Consider the following 17,094-nt stretch of genomic DNA (forward strand, 5'->3'; position numbering starts at 1 on the left):
AGACCACCTATGAGAAAGGGGTCAAGGTTTGCGGAAAAGAAAGGGAAAGACTCGAAGATCGTCTGGAACGTTCAGAAAAACTACCTTGGTATGATATTACTATCTTCCCTGAAACGGTATATTAGAATGTTTATATTCCCTTAGAACCGAAAACTACCGTGCTTTCATTTTTCAATTGATGCAAATGCTGGAAGACGCGGATTACCTTAAATCCCAGACTGCCCGCAGCGAGCTAAATGAAGAGGTGCTGATTTACCGGCTCAAGGTCGAGAAGATCCTCTGGAAGCTTGGCGACGGCGAGACCATCAAAGCCGATATTATCAAAAGGCGTTCCTACAAAGACCAGACCCCGCTTCCCAATAAGTTCTTTCAGGAAATTTATCAGCGTGATTTCTCCAAAATCAAGCGTCTGAGGGCCGAAGATCATACGGGTCAACTGAGCACGGATGACCGTCAAGAAAGAGAAGATCGTTTCCGTGCCGACTGGTATCTCGACGAAGCGAAGACCCGGTTGGATGAGAAGCTCATCCGCAGTAAATCCATCAGCGCTCTCTTTTGCTCACCTACCATGGAATTGGGAATTGATATTGGCGGGTTAAGCGTCGTTCATCTACGCAATGCTCCACCTAATCCCGCAAATTATGTTCAACGCTCCGGACGTGCCGGCCGAAGCGGTCAGGGAGCGTTGGTCTTTACCTATTGCTCCGGGTATTCGCCCCACGATCGCCACTACTTCCAGTACCAGGCTGATTTGGTGGCCGGGGCCGTGCAGACTCCCCGTCTTGATCTCTGCAACCGGGAATTATTAGAAACCCACCTCAATGCCCTGGCCATCTCGGAAATAGGACTGCCTGGGATAGAGGCGCAAGAAGGGGCCAGGCCGACCATTATGCGCTTGGTCGTAGATGACAACGACCGGATGCCGCTCACAACGGAGGTGAAGTCCGGATTGGATATCCTTCCGGGTAAATTCAATGAGATTAAGTCGGTTTTTAAAAGAGTGATCAAGGACTTCGCTCCCAAACTTGAGACCAAGGCCTCAAACTGGTATTCGGATCAATGGGTCGAACAAAATCTGGCCAAACTGGCCGAGCATCTCGACACGGCCCTTATTCGCTGGCGGCATTTGTATCGTTCGGCCAGAACGATCCTTACCAGAGCTACCCAGAAGATCGAGAGCGGCACGCTCAGTCTGGGCAGCGACGAATATCGCAAACACAAACGAAATCAGGATCAGGCCACCCGCCAACTGGATCTTCTCCGTAATAATCTTGGCGGCCGGTCCTCGGAGTTGTCCGAATTCTACCCCTATCGTTACTTGGCCTCAGAAGGATTCCTGCCCGGTTACAACTTCACCCGCCTGCCGCTGCGGATCTTTTTACCCACCAGCGATTCATCCGGCGAATTTATCTCACGGCCACGATCTATCGCCTTACGGGAGTTCGGTCCGCGGAACATCATTTACTATAATGGACGTAAATACCGTGTTTCCCAATTGATTGTGCAGGATGCCGAGTCCTCCCTGTTCGAGGCCAAGATCAGCAAAAAAGCCGGGTACTTCCTGACTGGAGACCAGAAAGACCTGGAGATCTGTCCCTTCACCGGTCTCAACCTGGGGGACAATGCCAACAAGGATCACCTCCACCATCTGCTGGAAATGACCGAATCCCGGGCTGAAGAAGTGGACCGCATTTCCTGCGAAGAAGAGGAGCGGGTGTCCCGTGGATATGAGATCAGGACTTACTTTTCAGTGGATGGCGGGCATCTGGAGCGTGTTCAAAAGGCAGTAGTCCGATCAAGTGAAAGTGCCCTGCTAAACCTCCGATATATACCGGCGGCGCGCCTGGTCTATGTAAACTATCAATGGCGCTCGAACCAGTCGGAAGGGTTTCCCATCGGCCTCTTGTCCGGGGACTGGCGAAGTTTAATGCCCGAGCCGAATAATAATCTAAGGGAAGACTTTCGCCTGGTGAAGCTGTGGACCTCTAATCTGGCCGATGCCCTTCACATCGAGCCGATTCCGGCACTTGGGCTCAAGGCCGAGGGGGTCATCACCTTACAGCATGCCCTGAAACGGGCCATCGAGAGCGTTTTTCAAGTGGAGCCCAATGAGATTGGGGTGGTTGCCGTGGGCGATCCGGAAGTACCCAACGTCTTGCTTTACGAGGCCTCGGAAGGCAGCCTCGGCATCCTCTCCCAGTTTGTGGATGTGGGGGGAGTCGAGATCTTTCACAAAGTCATTGAGCAGGCGATGGCTGTTTGCCGTTATGATGACGATAACTATAAGGGACCGGCCAGTTATGATGACCTGTTAAGCTATTACAACCAACGGGACCACAAGATTATCGATCGCCACTTGATCAAGGATGCATTAGGGAAGCTTAGCATCTGCAATGTCGAAATTCAGACCAACCCCGGGTTTGGAAGTTATGAGGACCAATATCAGACCCTGCTGCGCGGCTTTGACCCGAATTCCTCAACAGAGCGAAGGTTTCTCGATTTCCTCTATCAAAATGGTCTGCGTTTGCCGGACGGGGCTCAAAAACGCGTCGAAGGACTTTATGTCCAGCCCGATTTTTACTACGAACCCCGTATTTGGGTGTTTTGCGATGGAACCCCGCATGATGATCCTGTAGTGCAAGCCGAAGATGAAGCCAAGCGGCAAGCCGTCATTGCCCAAGGGGACGAAGTCTGGGTTTATTACTACCGGGACAATCTGGCGGAAAAAGTGGCGGCCAGACCGGACATCTTCAGGAAAGTGCGATGACTACATTGTTCCAACCCGGAAAACTGGTTTCCCTGCGCGGGCGCGACTGGATCGTGCTTCCTACGGAAGACAAGGATCTTCTGATTGTCAAGCCTCTGGGAGGCTTCGAGGATGAAATCGCCGGCATTTATCTACCCCTTAATATCGAAGCCGACCGGCCTAAAGATGCCAGATTCTTGGAACCGTCCAAAGAAGACTTGGGAGACATCAGCACGGCCCGTTTGCTATATGACTCGGCCCGATTGGCTTTTCGAAACGGCGCTGGACCTTTCCGATCTCTGGCCAAGCTCTCCTTTCGCCCCAGATCCTACCAAATGGTTCCGCTCATTATGGCCCTGCGGCAGGAGGCGGTGCGCTTATTGGTTGCTGACGATGTCGGCGTGGGCAAAACCATTGAGGCCCTTCTGATCGTCAAAGAATTGCTGGAGCGTCGCAAGATCAAGCGATTTGCCGTCGTCTGTCTGCCTCACCTTTGCGAACAGTGGCAGGAGGAGATTCGGGCTAAGCTCGACTTGGAAGCCGTTATCATCCGCTCCAATACTCAGGCGCGGTTGGATCGCCAAATTCAGGGGGATACCAGCGTTTACGACTATTATCCTTACCAGGTCATCAGTATCGATTTTATCAAATCCGACGTACGGCGCGATGTCTTTATCGAGCAATGTCCGGAATTGGTGATCGTGGACGAGGCCCATACCTGCACCCGACCCGCCGGGGCGTCAGCCGCCCAACAACAACGCTATCACCTGGTAAGCCGCATTGCCAGGAAACCCGACCAACAACTTATTATGCTCACCGCCACCCCCCATAGCGGCAAGCCGGAAGAATTTCATTCCCTGTTGGGTTTACTCCGGAAAAATTTCGAGACCATTGACCTCCCCAACTCCAGTCAGGCCCAGCGCCGAGATCTGGCCCGCTTTTTCGTCCAGCGCAAACGGGCCGATGTCGAGAAATGGATGGGCGAAGATACGCCCTTCCCTGAAAGAGAGGCCTTCGAGTGGCCTTATGATCTATCCCGGGGCTATGCCCGATTCTTTGACGATATTCTCGATTTCGCCCGCAAGCTGATCGCCCCCGATCCCATCCAAGGGAGACAAAAACGGGTTCAATATTGGACGGCCCTGGCCCTGTTGCGCGGCGTCATGTCCAGCCCGGCCGCCGGTATCGAGATGTTTAACACCCGTCTTTCTAACCTGGTTTCTGTGGCCGGCGACGACGCTGAAACCTCAACCAAAGGCGAGGAGGTAAGCGAGGAAAACCCCGTCCGCGACACCGAGTTTGGTTTCGAGGGCGACAACGCACCAACACAGGTTATCGAGCGTAACGACTGGACCGGCCACCAGCGTCAAAGGCTCCGGGCTTTTGCCCTTCAATTGGAGAGTTTGGGAACTTTGAAGGATGATCAGAAGCTCGCTTCAGCCGAGCTGATTCTTGAGGACTGGTTGGCTACCGGTTTCAATCCGGTGGTATTCTGCCGCTATATCGCGACGGCCAATTACGTAGGGGAAAGGCTTGCACCGGGGTTGAAAAAAAGATTCCCCAGGCTTGATTGCCAGGTCATCACCAGCGAACTGCCGGACGAAATGCGCAAACAACGGATTGAGGAGATGGGTAAATCTCCCTTGCGCGTCCTTGTGGCCACCGACTGCCTGAGCGAAGGCATCAATCTGCAAGAGCACTTTACCGCAGTGTTGCATTACGACTTGCCCTGGAACCCTAACCGCCTGGAGCAACGGGAGGGGCGCGTTGACCGCTTTGGGCAGAGATCGCTGAAGGTAAAGGCCTGTCTGCTTTACGGGGCGGGCAATCCTATTGATGGAATCGTACTGGATGTCTTGCTGCGCAAGGTGAGGGAGATCAAACGGGCCACCGGCATAAATGTGCCATTCCCTGAAGATTCCCAAAGTATTATTGATACCATTACCCAGGCCCTGCTTCTCAACCCCGATCGACAGATCGAGAGAAAACGCAACCAGCAGCAAATCGAGTTCGACTTCGGGGATTTTGAGGAAGCCGCCGCGGCCAAGGTCAAAGTGACCCGCAAGATTGATGAGGCCGCCGAACGGGAGAAGGTATCCCGCAGCATCTTTGCCCAGAATGTTATCAAGGATAAGGAGATTGAGGCTGATTTGCGGGAAATGGACGAAGCCATCGGCGATCCCAAGGCCGTGGAAGAATTCGTAACTTCGACTCTTAATAATCTGTTCGGGGTGCAGGTCACCCAGGATCGGCGGGGCTATCGCATCGTCTTGGGCAACCTGCCGCGGCAACTGTGCGACCTTCTGCCACCAGGCGACCCGGTCAAAGTCAGCTTTCAGTCGCCCACGCCGGAAGGGTATCACTATCTGGGGCGAAATCACCGTTTCGTTGAACAGCTCTGCCAACTTGTGATGGCCAACACCCTGGCCCGGGTGGACAAACGTGCCGCCCGGGCGGCCGTCATTCGTACCCGACAGGTAGCCGTCAAGACCACGCTATTGCTGTTTCGCTGCCGGAATGTGATCGAGCAGAGCAAAGGTGGGCAGCAGATCGTGGCCGAGGAAATGTTGCTTGGGGGCTGGCGCGGTACGCCTCAGCAGAGGGAATTCTTAAACCATGGGCAGGCCAAGTCCCTGCTGGCCGAAGCCAGAGCATCTTCGGATCTATCGCACCAGGCCAGAGCCGGTTTTCTGGAAAATGAACTCAAGTTGCTCAGTACCCTTAAAGTGGAATTTGATGCCATAGCCGAACAGCAGTCGAAACGACTGGTTGAAGCCCATGAACGCTTCAGCGCCCTCATGGACCGCCAGCGCTTCCAGGTGGTTTACCCAGTGCTGCCCATGGATCTTTTGGGCGTCTATATCTTGTTGCCGGAGTAACCCATGCCGCTGCCTGTCAATCTCATCTTCCCGGCCACACAGATCGACGTAGTCTGGTTTCCCGAAGGCCCCGGGGGTGATAAGTTCACTGAGAAAATCTTTCGAGATCCCCTCCCGCGCATGGTACGGGAGACTTTGGACTACATCCGTCGCAATTATCTGAATGAAACCGTGATCAAACAGGCCGGGCGGGCTGAGTCTACCCGGGTGGCCAATTTTCCCTTCGAGGCCGTTGAAGAAGCCCTGGTCAACGCCGTGTATCATCGCAGCTACGAAGAACGTGAGCCGATAGAGGTCCGTATTTCCCCTGAGGATCTGGTGGTGCTCAGCTATCCGGGGCCGGATCGATCCGTCAAATTGGAACAACTTCGGGTTGGTAAAGCCGTTCCACGCCGCTATCGAAACCGCCGAATTGGCGAATTCTTAAAGGAGTTGGACCTGACCGAGGGACGGTCCACCGGTATCCCGAAAATAATCCGGGCTATGCGGGAAAACGGATCGGCAGCACCTGAGTTTGAGTTCGATGAAGACCACACCTATTTCCTGGTGCGCCTGCTTATTCATCCGGCCATAGCCCAGATAGAAGCCGAGTCGCAGCTTAAAAAAAGGCCAGAGTCGAGGCCAGAGTCAGGGGGAGAGTCAGGGGTAGAGTCAGGGGGAGAGTCGGATTTAACGCATTCGATTCTGGGTGCTTTAGGATCGGCCATTCTTGGAAAGAAAGACCTTGCGTTAAGACTTGGTAAATCCAAACCCTCACGGTATTTGAATGACCTGATAAATAAAATGCTCCATGTCGGCTTGATTGAATATACCATCCCGGACAAGCCCAACAGCCGCTTGCAAAAATACCGGATCACCCGGAAGGGCCGGGATAGGCTGGCTTCCGCTCAAAAACAGGGTAGCCGGGGATGACAGGGCGTGGGTCAGATCTTGAACCTTGGATAAGGCGGCAGATTAAAGTAAGTCCCCGGGATGATCCTTGAATTCTGAAAAAATCAGATAGATTTACATTTTGGCAAAATACTGAATCGGTGAGCAGTTAGAGGATGATCTGTTACCCGATTAAAAAGTATTTCCATCTGTTAATTCACTAAAATAGTTAAAGAAGGAGAAAGAAATGGACAAAGAGGATAAAGGAATTACCCGGCGGCAATGGATACAGACTTCTTCCAGACTGGCCCTGGCCGGACTTCTGCCCGGCGAACTTCTGGCCCAGGCCAAGGAGAAGCCTGCCCCGTCCAAGAAAACCGGAACCCGGTTAATCCTGCTTGGCAACGGCGGCGGACCCAGGCCGAATAAGATGCGGGCCCAGTCGGCCTGGGTGGTCATGATCAATGATGTTCCCTATGTGGTGGATTGCGGCGGCGGGGTGAGCCGTCAAATGGTTTTTGCCAATATCCCTCTGAAGTCCCTCCGATATATTTTCATCACCCATCATCATTCGGACCATAACCTGGAATACGGAAGCCTGATGTACAACGCCTGGGTTACCGGCTTTAAAGGTCGGATCGATACTTACGGGCCTCCCCCGATTGAAAAGATCACCAGTCTTTTCTTGGAAATGAATGCCTATGATATCAACATCCGCATTCCTGATGAAGGCCGGCCTCCTCTCAAGCCCATGATCTTTGTCCACGAGTTCAGCAAGGGAGGGCTGGTCATGGAAAACGACCAGGTAAAGGTAACCGCCGCATTGGTGAATCACCCTCCGGTGGTACCGGCCTTTGCCTACCGGTTTGACTCCCCGGACCGATCCATTGTCTTCTCCGGGGATACCACTCCCTGCGACAATCTGATTAAATTAGCTCAAGGGGCCGACATCCTGGTCCATGAAGTCATCCACAAGCCTTCGCTGGCCCGTTTGCTGGCCCGTATCCCCAATGCCGACCGTCTGCTGGAACATATCGTCGCCTCGCATACTACCCATGTGGATGTGGGTAAGGTGGCCAAAGAGGCCGGGGTAAAGACTCTGGTGCTTACCCATTTTGTCCCTGTCGATGATCCCACTGAAAAAGAGGAGATGTGGATAGAGGGGGCCCGGACCCACTTCGACGGTAAGATTATTGTCGGCAAAGACCTATTGGAGATATGAAAATCCAGGCAAAGAGAGGGGCGAAGTATTGAGGCGGTTAGCTTCTATGAAATAATTCAAAAGACGGCCCCCATGCGCCGGGAACTGAAAAGGGATATCATCCAAAAAGACGACAGGAGCCGTTGGATAATACGCTCGGCCAAGTGACCGATCGATTTTTCGAATCGCCGCTGAAGGAGTGAACATCAAGGGACGAAGGAACCGGATCGATCGGCAATCTCCCGGGCCCGGACCTTCAGTGCTTCTTCTGCCAGGACCAGAGCGGCAGGTAAAAAAAACCAGGCCGGGCGGCGCTTCTCAAGAAAACGGTACAGTTCAAGGGAATCCAGGCCCTGTCTTTCCATCTCATTCCAGAAACCAATGCCCGAAAAACGCCAGAGTTTATCCGAATCCTTGAGAATTTTTTCCTCCAGGGATTCAGGATCGTTTCCGGAATCATGACGGCCGATCATGAGAGTGATCTGTTTGATAAAAATTGGATCATAGTCCAGGCCTTGTAACAGATGGCCGGCAATGATCGCACCTTCGACTTCATGGATGCGGTTAAGCCTGTCGGCTTCCTCCCCGCCGGCCCGGACCCCGAAGGCTATTTTGATCTGTTCAGGGGTAAGTTTAGACCAGCCCACATCATGGAGAATGACGGCAGGTTCAACGATCCGCCGGTTCCCTCCTTCGGCGCTCAATAACTTAAGGGAATATTGATAAGAAATTTGAGCATGAGGAAGGTCGTTCCGAACAGCCAGGTAGGGTTCGGCTAATCGAAAAAGCTCTGCAGTAAACTCAGACCATTCCATGAAAATGACTATACGACAGCCAAGATTCAGGGTCAAGCCGGAAAAGGATAAGATAAAATAATCCGTATGGTTACAGATGGGTCCACCCTGATAATCTTATAAAAAGTCCCTTCTGTTTGAATTGACGTTTTTTTGAATTTATGCTATGAAAATAAAATAAACTGGGGAATAAGAACCAAAGACAATAGGGGGATGGTCTGAACAAAAGGTTCCGGACTTATTTAGGAAACCGATAATGCGGAAACTGATGATCATGGGGGGGAGTCCTGCTTTTCAGGAAAGGCTTTCCCGTTTTTTTAAGGGCCGCTACGAGGTTAAAATAACCGACTCGGGGGAAGAGGGGTTGTCCTTGCTTCGGGTCTTCAAGCCCCCCATGGTTTTATTGGCTGCTTATTTACCCGATAGGATCGGGCTGGAAATTCTTAAACACCTTCAACAGGAATTACCTCAATCCAAGACCATCCTCTTTTCCACCCATCAGGATATGAATACGACCATTCAGGCCATGAAATTGGGGGCCTACGATTATGTCCAGGAAGATGTCGAGCTCGAAGAGCTGGATCGCAAAATACAAAAGGCCCTTCGGGTCCTGATTTTAAACGAAAAAATTCCTCCCCTGAAAGAACCGGAGTCCTTTTCCTCACCCGGTTTCACTTTAATCGGCCAGAGCAAGGCCATGCGGGACATCTATAAATTTATCGGGCTGATCGCCAATACGACCGCCTCGGTCGGCATTCGGGGAGAGACGGGAACGGGGAAGAAACTGATGGCCCAGGTGATCCATCAAAACAGCCCCCACCGGGAAGGCCCCTTTGTCACTGTGGATTGCACCACCATCGTCGAGACCCTCTCGGAAAGTACCCTTTACGGTCACGAAAAAGGATCCTTTACCGGGGCGATTGAAAGTCATCGCGGCTTGTTTGAAACGGCCGCCGAGGGAACCATCTTCCTGGATGAGATCGCCGATCTTCCCCTTTCGATGCAGGGCAAACTCTTGCGTTTTCTGCAGGACAAAGAATATCACCGTATCGGCGGGACTTCTCAAAAAAAATCCAATGCCCGGATCATCGTGGCCACCAACCGGGACCTCTATCAGGCCATCGCCCAGGGAAAATTCAGGAAAGACCTCTATTACCGGCTTAAAGTCCTGACCGCTTATATCCCGCCGCTGCGGGAACGTCGTGAAGATATCCCTTTGTTGATCCAGCACTTCCTGCACAAATTCAATCGCGACCATCATACCGGCGTTTTAAAGATCGAGGACCGGGCGGTTCAATTGTTGATCGATTATGATTGGCCGGGAAATGTGCGGGAATTGGAAAATCTCCTGACCCTGGCCTGCATCCTGGGCAAGGAAGAGGTCATTCTGGAAGAAACGGTCAAAGAGATTCTCAACCGCAGCCAACGCCTTCCTCATGATCGACCGCCTGTTTCCTCCCTGGGCGAAGCCGAAGAGGAAATTATAAAAAAGGCTTTAAAAACAGCGCAAGGCAACCTGACCCAGGCCGCCAAATTGTTAAAAATTTCCCGGCCTACTTTGAGGACTAAAATTCAAAAGTTTCAACTTTCGGTTTAACGGCAAACCGGCAAGGAATTTGCCGGACCTGGCAAAGTATTTACCAGGACCATCCGCCGTCGAACAGCCCCCTTCAAATAACACACTGAATTTAATCAGTTTTCTTTTTGCAGTTTTTGGCATTGAACTTGCTCTAAAGAAAAACAGAGATTAATCTTCCCTTAAATTCGAAAATACCGTTACGGGTTACGAGTTACGGGTTGCGGGTTCAAAACCAACCTTACTTCGACATTCATTATTCATTATTCGATATTCGATATTCGCTTTTAGGGCAAGGTCTACCGGCTTTGTAATGAGAAAAAATAGGAAGGAAACCCTATGCGTTTGACTGGTAAAGTTGCACTGGTTACCGGCGCGGCCAAGGGCTTGGGCCGGGCCTTTTGTTTGAGTTTGGCTCGGGAAGGTGCCCGGATTATGGCCGTGACCCGTAAGGACCTGGACAACCTGGAGAAAACGGTCAAAATGATCCGCGCTATGGGCGGGGAAGCCGAAATGCTTCAAGCCGATGTGGCTTTGGAGCCGGATACCAAGGCCATGGCGGAGGAAACGATTAATAAATTCGGCCGCATCGATATCCTGCTCAATAATGCGGCCATTTATGACGGGATCAAACGAAAACCTTTTTTTGAGATTGACCTTAAGGAATGGGATTTGGTCATGAACGTGAATGTCAAAGGGGCCTTTTTATCCACCCGGGCCGTTTTCCCGTTCATGAAGGATCAGGGATATGGAAAGATCATCAATCTGGCCTCGGAAGTCTTTTTTACCGGTTCCAACGGTTTTGCCCATTACGTGGCCTCCAAGGGGGGTATCATCGGTCTGACCCGGGCACTGGCCGTGGAATTAGGACCCCATAATATCTGTATCAATTGCATCGCCCCGGGGTTCACCGATACCGAAGCCAGCCGGGGTATCGCCGATGTCACTAAATATGATGTTTCCAAGACCCCGTTAAAGAGATTGGAAAGGCCGGAAGACCTGGTGGGGGCCGCCATTTTCCTGGCTGCTTCGGAAAGTGATTTTATGACCGGGCAGACGCTGTTGATCGATGGAGGCCGGGCCATGCATTAAACTCCAATCCCATTAAGCCAAGGGGGTGAGCGGGGACCGTTCACCAAGCCCTTGGCAGAACAGGGTGATCATCCAACTGGTTGAGCAATTCGGGCAAAACCCCGGGTCTCGTAGAGACCCTATAAATAACCACCATAAGGAGGAGGAACCATGAAAGTGTATGATGTCGTCCCCGGTTTGGAATTTGACCCAGAAAGAGATTTTGCCCAATCGCCCGCCTGGTTTCTGGATGGCACCCATTCCGTCCCGCCCTGGACCCCCATGTTTGGTTGGTTTTGGATCAACTTCTGCCGCCACGGTATGCAATACGGGGCGGAGAAGTTGAGCCTGCCGACGGTCAAGGGTTGGGATTGGCGTTTCCATAATGGGGGTGGATACCTGACCTTGCTGCTGGTCCACAGCGAGGAGGAAAAACAAAGGCGGGAAGCGGAATTCCGTAAGGCCATTCTCCCCTTTATCGAAAATTATGATGGATTATGGGGAGGATTTATTAAGGAGATTTTGGGGCGTTATGAAAAACTGAAGGCCCTGGATCTGGACAAGGCTTCCAACATCGAACTCCTGGACAATTTTGAAGAGACCATCAACACCTGCCGGCGCATGTGGGAAATCCACATGTATATGATGTATGGAACTTATACGGCCTATATCCTTTTTGAAAATATGTGTCGGGAAATGGCCGGAATCGACGATACCTCGCCGCTCTTTCATAATCTGGTCTCTGGCTTTGACAATAAGGTCTTCCAGGTGGATCGACGCCTCTGGGAGTTTTCCAAAAAGGCCCGGGAAGATGGATTGGCCGATCTCTTCCTGGAAACCAAACCCCTTGAAATTCAGGGCCGTCTTCAGGAATCACTCAAGGGCCGGGATTTTATGAAAGACTTCATGGCCTTCATGAACGAAGATGGCTGGCGTATGCAACGCATGTCCGAAATGAATCTGCCGACCTGGGTGGAAGACCCGACCCCGGCTTTGGTCAACGTCAAACAGTTTCTCCAAAAAGGGGGCGGCTTTAACCTCGAAGAAGAAAGGGGAAAAATTTCCCGACAGCGCCAAGAGGCGGAAAAGGTGGTTTTGGCCAAGATTCCCCAGGAGCAACGGGGCTGGTTTGAACGCTTGATGGTCCTGGCCCAGAAGAGCGGGGTCTTCAGCGAAGAACATGATCATTATCTGGACCTGTATACCCATGCCATGATGCGGCGCAGTGCCTTGGGTCTGGGCCGGCGTTTTGCCCAGAAAGAGACCATCAACGATGCCGACGATATCTTTTTTCTCATCCCGGATGAGGTTCGTCGGGCCGGAATCAATCCTGATCAGTTTAATCTGCGCTATATTGTGGACCGGCGAAAAGCCGAGTGGCAGGAATGGCAAAAAACCCCCAACCCCCCGGCCTTCTTAAAAGAGGGTTTTGATCTGGATATGGCCATGGGGGTCCTGGTCCAATCGATGGACCCCATTGCCCTGAAGGTCGTCGTCGGTTCCATGCCCCAGGTCCGTCCGGAACTCAAGGCCGATCTGTACGGGACCTGCGGTTCCCCCGGAGTGGCCGAAGGCCCGGCCAGGGTTATCTTGAACGAAGATGAACTCCATTTGGTCGAACAAGGAGACATCCTGGTGGCGGCCAGTACCTCACCCAGTTGGACCCCGGTCTTTTCTATGATCAAGGGCGTGGTGGTCGACCGCGGGGCCAGTCTCTCCCATGCAGCCATTGTCGGCAGGGAGTATGGGATCCCGGTGGTCATGAACGTCTTTGAGGGCACGGCCAAGATCAAGTCGGGTCAGCGGATCAAGGTGGATGCCAATATGGGGGCCGTGTTTATTTTAGACAAATAACCTAAACCCAAACAAAAAAAAATTTTACCGCCAAGGCCCTGAGAGCGTCGAGTCGACCCCGGGGCCGGGATAGGGATAGTTTGCCCTTGAGGTCCCAGGCGTCTTTTGGGTGGGGGAATGATTTCATGGGTACGAAATGGCTATTTTGGTTCGAAGAATTAGACAGCGGCCATAACGATCTGGTGGGGAAAAAGTGTGCCAATCTGGGTGAGATGACCCGGTTAGGCCTGCGCATCCCGCCGGGATTCGCCATATCCGTAGAAGGGTATGAACGGTTTATGGCCGAAACCGGGGCCGGAGAAGAGATCCGGTGCTACGTCCGGGAAAATCAAGACCATTTAAAGGAAGTCCAGCAGCAGATCAAGGCCAGCCAGGTTATTCGGGGTATTATTGAGTCCAAGGAAATGCCGCCGGATATGAAAGAGGAATTATTCCGGTATTACGATCAGCTCAAAGAACGGGCCGGCGGAAAAGAGCTTTCCGTGGCCGTTCGTTCCAGCGGGGCCGTGAGCATGCCCGGTCAGATGGAGAGTTATCTGAATGTTCGCAGGAAAGAATCCGTACTCTTAAAGGTGGTCCAGGTCTGGGGAAGTGCCTTTACCACCCGGGCCATAGCCTTTCGGCTGGAGAAAGGGATGGCCATGGAAAAGGCCCCCATCGGTATAGCCGTCCTGAAGATGGTTGAAGCCAAATCGGCCGGAGTGGTCTTGACGGTCCTGCCGACCATCGGAGACCTTTCCAAAGTGGTGGTAGAAGGCAATTGGGGATTGGGTGAGAGCGTGGTCAGCGGGGAGATCAATCCCGATCAGTTTATTGTAGATAAACATAACGGGACTGTGGAAATGACGATCAATCGAAAAACCAAGATGGTGGTTTATCATAACCTGGGGACCATAACCGAGGATGTGCCGGTCGAAATTCAGGATAAAGCCTGTGTCGAGCAGGAAGAATTAAAAGAAATCGTACGGGTCGCCAAAGAGGTGGAGGACCATTTCCAATGCCCCCAGGATATGGAATGGGTCTTGGATCGCGACAACTCCATTCCGGAAAATCTTTATTGGGTCCAGGCCCGGCCGGCCAAATACGCCAAGGTCAAAGAAAAGGAAGCCGAATATCTGGCTGAGTTGATGACCCGCTTGTTTAAATGACGGAGACCGTCCTCGTTACTGGTTGCTGGTTGCTCGAAAAAACGAATAACGAGTAACACCTGACTTTCAAATAGCTTTGGTTATAATTTGTCTCTCACAATTTTATGAGCGGTTTAAGGACCGCTTCGCTTAAGGAGTACGTATGGCCATCCTGTTTGTTCAACATTGGGATGTGATTCCCGGACAGTTTGATGAATATGCCTCTTTTGTCACCCATAAGTACAACCCGACCCTGCAAAAATTGGGGATACGGTTAGTGGGCGGTTATTATGTGGCGGTTGGGGAAGGGCCGAGGATTGTAGCGGTGGCGACGGTGGATGAAACCGAGAATTTACGGCAGACCCTTTCATCCAGGGAGTACCGGCTTCTTTCCGCCCAATTGCTCGAATATGTCTGGAAATATTGTAATAAGGTCTACGTCCCTACCGGTCGTATCCTGGAAGGCCCTTATCGTATCCAGACCGGGGTTTGGAAATTCACCCATTATTATAATATCCTCCGGGGCAAGGAAGAGGAGCATTTGAAGTTTGTCCGGGAAGAGTGTCTGCCGGGGCTGGAAGAGTTAAAGGTCCCCTTCACCGGGGGCTGGCGTCTGGTGGTCGGCAGCGGACCCAGGATCCTGGCTGAAGCAACGGGGAGAAGTCTCGTGGATATCGCCAAGGCCATTGATACCGCCCTCTTCAGAAAATTGGTCAGGACCCTGAAGAATAATTATGCCACGGATTACAGCAGCCGGATTCTGGCCCCTACGGGCCGAATCGAGGTCCCTTACCTCATGAATGAGATGATGAAGAAGTTTTAGTGCGAAAATAAAAATACAAAAAAGATTTTCATGCTTCGATGAATGGGGCGTCAAGAGAAGTTCGCTTTTTGACCGAAAAAGGGCGATAGGCAGCGAAAGGCAGGATAGATGCACTTTTGGAGAAGCCGTCGGGAAAGACGGAGAGCGTTTTCATGACACCAGGAAGAGAATTGTTTTGGGAGATCGGGGAAGTTTGGATCTTCTATGTTATGGCTGTCTTGGCCGTAGGTCTCCTGCTGGTCGGTGTTGCGGCTTATATCAATGTGTGGCTAAAAAGCGCACCGGGAAACAGGACCGCTTTTTCACGACAGGCTTTAAAGGAAACCCTTCTGGATACTTTTTTGGGGCGGGGTGCCTTTAGGGGGGATCTGTCCGCCGGTCTCATGCACTTGTTTATTTTCTTGGGATTTGTCATTTTGTTTATGGGCACGTCCCTGCTGGCCGTACACGAGTATGTGCACCCTTACCTGAAGGGCAAGCCCTATCTTTTCTTTGAAGCCTCCATGGAAGCGGGGGGGCTTATCCTCCTGGCCGGCCTTATCTGGGCCCTGGTCCGTCGGTACCTTCAACGTATCCCGAGGCTCGAACGCAGGCCGGAAGACGCCCTGGTGCCTCTATGGTTGCTCATGGTGATCTTGTCAGGTTTCTTTTTGGAAGGGGCGAGATTGGCGGCGCAAAAGCCGTCTTGGGCTCATTGGTCCTTTGTGGGGTCATTGATGGCCGGTTTAATCGCCGCTAAGGCGGCAGGGCCGGCCTACCCCTATCTGTGGTGGGGTCACGCCGTGTTGAGTCTGGGATTCATCGCCCTCATCCCTTTTACCAAGCTGTTTCACATCATCGGAGGACCGGCGGCCTTTTACCTCCATCATTCCGCTGGGGAACCAAGCGAAATATCTTTATCGGTTGAGGATGGCGAGGAAGCAGCGGATATCGGCGAGGTCGTATTTTTTGATGCCTGCATGCGCTGCGGTCGCTGCGCCCAGGTCTGTCCCTCGGCCGGTGCCGGTGAGCCTTTCGCGCCCCGCGATTTTGTCCAAGCCCAGCGACGAGCCCTCTGGCAGGAACATTCTCCGATCGGAGACGTCCGCTTTCTAAACCAGGAGCAGCCTATAGACAGCCAGGCGGCTTGGTACTGTACCACTTGCGCCGCTTGTTTGGAAGTCTGCCCGGTTTACGGGGCGGCCTTCAAAGTGGTCTCCAAAAAAAGGACCCTGCTGATCGAAGAGGGGAAAGATGTGCCCGACTTGATGAACCAGACCCTGGAAAGGCTTTTTAATTACGAGAATCCCTGGGTGGCCTCCAAGAGGGACAGGGCGGCCTGGGCCAAAGGCCTGGATGTTCCTGTGCTGACCAGGGGAGGCGATGAGAAACCCCTTTGCTACTTTGTGGGCTGCACGACGTCTTATGATGCCCGGGCCCAGGAAATAGCCAAGGCCTTCACGAGTATTCTGAAACAGGCCGGTGTCCCCTTCGGGATCCTGGGCGACAAGGAGCCCTGCTGCGGGGACATCGCCCGGGTAGTCGGAGAAGTAGGTCTGTTTCAGGAGAAGAAGGAAAACTGCCAGGAGCTTTTTGACCAGTACGGCATCGAAGAAGTGGTGACCTCCTCTCCCCATTGCTTCCACAACTTTCTCAACGAATATTCGGGGCGGCAATTCGGCGTAAGACCCTATCCTTTGGTCATAAGGGAACTGATCGCCCAGGGGAAGCTTAAATTAAAAAAGTCTGTCAATCTTACCGTGACCTATCACGATCCCTGCTATCTCGGACGTCACAATCGCATCTTTGAGGAGCCACGGGGAATTATTCGCTCCATCCCCGGCCTGAAACTGATCGAGATGACCCACCATGGTGCCGACAGCCTCTGCTGCGGCGGCGGAGGGGGAAGGATGTGGCAAGGGTCGGAATTGCGGGGTGAGGCCAGAATGAGTGAAATAAGGATTAAAGAAGCCCGGGCAACCGGGGCGGAGGTCCTGATCACCGCCTGTCCTTTATGTCTCATCATGCTGGAAGATGCCTTAAAGACCGTCGGCTTGGAAGGGCAACTGAAGGTCATGGATCTTAATGAATTGGTGTTGCAGTCATTGGAATAGGAAGAAAATAGCCGGGGTTGGGATGTACTTTCCATTGATGGAACTTGGTCCCCTGAAGGG

At 52.4% G+C, this 17,094-nt stretch carries 11 protein-coding genes; 10 read left to right on the forward strand and 1 reads right to left on the reverse strand.

Translation table 11 applies throughout. The features are described from left to right. Positions 1-118: 118 nt before the first annotated feature. The 4 genes from HY879_07465 to HY879_07480 all read left to right on the forward strand — a co-directional run bounded on the left by HY879_07465 (position 119) and on the right by HY879_07480 (position 7,717). Complete coding sequence (locus tag HY879_07465; GenBank protein ID MBI5603177.1) at positions 119-2,767, forward strand: DUF1998 domain-containing protein; 2,649 nt, start codon at positions 119-121, stop codon at positions 2,765-2,767. Then, positions 2,764-5,625, forward strand: a complete 2,862-nt coding sequence (locus HY879_07470) for a DEAD/DEAH box helicase (GenBank protein MBI5603178.1) — start codon at positions 2,764-2,766, stop codon at positions 5,623-5,625. Before HY879_07465 ends, HY879_07470 begins: the two co-directional genes overlap by 4 nt. A gap of 3 nt (positions 5,626-5,628) precedes the next feature. Next, a complete protein-coding gene (locus HY879_07475; GenBank protein MBI5603179.1) occupies positions 5,629-6,537 on the forward strand; it encodes a hypothetical protein in 909 nt (302 codons plus the stop codon). Between the two features lie 205 nt (positions 6,538-6,742). Then, on the forward strand, positions 6,743-7,717 hold the full coding sequence (locus HY879_07480; protein ID MBI5603180.1) for an MBL fold metallo-hydrolase: 975 nt from the start codon (positions 6,743-6,745) through the stop codon (positions 7,715-7,717). A gap of 185 nt (positions 7,718-7,902) precedes the next feature. Here the strand turns inward: HY879_07480 and HY879_07485 are convergent, their stop codons facing one another. After that, positions 7,903-8,511: a phosphohydrolase gene (locus tag HY879_07485; GenBank protein ID MBI5603181.1), complete on the reverse strand. Its 609-nt coding sequence runs from the start codon at positions 8,509-8,511 to the stop codon at positions 7,903-7,905. A gap of 235 nt (positions 8,512-8,746) precedes the next feature. On the opposite strand from HY879_07485, the gene HY879_07490 reads away from it, so the two are divergent. From HY879_07490 to HY879_07515, 6 genes are all read left to right on the forward strand, one after another. Then, on the forward strand, positions 8,747-10,087 hold the full coding sequence (locus HY879_07490) for a sigma-54-dependent Fis family transcriptional regulator (GenBank protein MBI5603182.1): 1,341 nt from the start codon (positions 8,747-8,749) through the stop codon (positions 10,085-10,087). Between the two features lie 318 nt (positions 10,088-10,405). Continuing rightward, a complete protein-coding gene (locus HY879_07495) occupies positions 10,406-11,158 on the forward strand; it encodes a 3-oxoacyl-ACP reductase FabG (protein MBI5603183.1) in 753 nt (250 codons plus the stop codon). Between the two features lie 150 nt (positions 11,159-11,308). After that, positions 11,309-12,991 (forward strand): phosphoenolpyruvate-utilizing protein, encoded by a 1,683-nt coding sequence (locus tag HY879_07500; GenBank protein ID MBI5603184.1) that lies wholly within the window; start codon positions 11,309-11,311, stop codon positions 12,989-12,991. A gap of 125 nt (positions 12,992-13,116) precedes the next feature. After that, positions 13,117-14,139: a PEP/pyruvate-binding domain-containing protein gene (locus tag HY879_07505; protein MBI5603185.1), complete on the forward strand. Its 1,023-nt coding sequence runs from the start codon at positions 13,117-13,119 to the stop codon at positions 14,137-14,139. Between the two features lie 142 nt (positions 14,140-14,281). Further along, positions 14,282-14,941 carry a hypothetical protein gene (locus tag HY879_07510; GenBank protein ID MBI5603186.1) on the forward strand — a complete coding sequence of 220 codons (660 nt, stop codon included), beginning with the start codon at positions 14,282-14,284 and terminating at the stop codon, positions 14,939-14,941. A gap of 152 nt (positions 14,942-15,093) precedes the next feature. Continuing rightward, complete coding sequence (locus HY879_07515) at positions 15,094-17,034, forward strand: 4Fe-4S dicluster domain-containing protein (GenBank protein ID MBI5603187.1); 1,941 nt, start codon at positions 15,094-15,096, stop codon at positions 17,032-17,034. The last annotated feature ends 60 nt before the right edge of the window (positions 17,035-17,094 follow it).

Source organism: Deltaproteobacteria bacterium, assembly GCA_016219225.1.
Lineage (GTDB): Bacteria > Desulfobacterota > RBG-13-43-22 > RBG-13-43-22 > RBG-13-43-22 > RBG-13-43-22.

Excerpts from the sequence above, each read along its gene's own strand:
- HY879_07470 (MBI5603178.1), top strand. The coding sequence starts at position 2,764 with ATGACTACATTGTTCCAACCCGGAAAACTGGTTTCCCTGCGCGGGCGC.
- HY879_07475 (MBI5603179.1), top strand. The coding sequence starts at position 5,629 with ATGCCGCTGCCTGTCAATCTCATCTTCCCGGCCACACAGATCGACGTA.
- HY879_07480 (MBI5603180.1), top strand. The coding sequence starts at position 6,743 with ATGGACAAAGAGGATAAAGGAATTACCCGGCGGCAATGGATACAGACT.
- HY879_07485 (MBI5603181.1), bottom strand. The coding sequence starts at position 8,511 with ATGGAATGGTCTGAGTTTACTGCAGAGCTTTTTCGATTAGCCGAACCC.
- HY879_07490 (MBI5603182.1), top strand. The coding sequence starts at position 8,747 with ATGCGGAAACTGATGATCATGGGGGGGAGTCCTGCTTTTCAGGAAAGG.
- HY879_07495 (MBI5603183.1), top strand. The coding sequence starts at position 10,406 with ATGCGTTTGACTGGTAAAGTTGCACTGGTTACCGGCGCGGCCAAGGGC.
- HY879_07500 (MBI5603184.1), top strand. The coding sequence starts at position 11,309 with ATGAAAGTGTATGATGTCGTCCCCGGTTTGGAATTTGACCCAGAAAGA.
- HY879_07505 (MBI5603185.1), top strand. The coding sequence starts at position 13,117 with ATGGGTACGAAATGGCTATTTTGGTTCGAAGAATTAGACAGCGGCCAT.
- HY879_07510 (MBI5603186.1), top strand. The coding sequence starts at position 14,282 with ATGGCCATCCTGTTTGTTCAACATTGGGATGTGATTCCCGGACAGTTT.
- HY879_07515 (MBI5603187.1), top strand. The coding sequence starts at position 15,094 with ATGACACCAGGAAGAGAATTGTTTTGGGAGATCGGGGAAGTTTGGATC.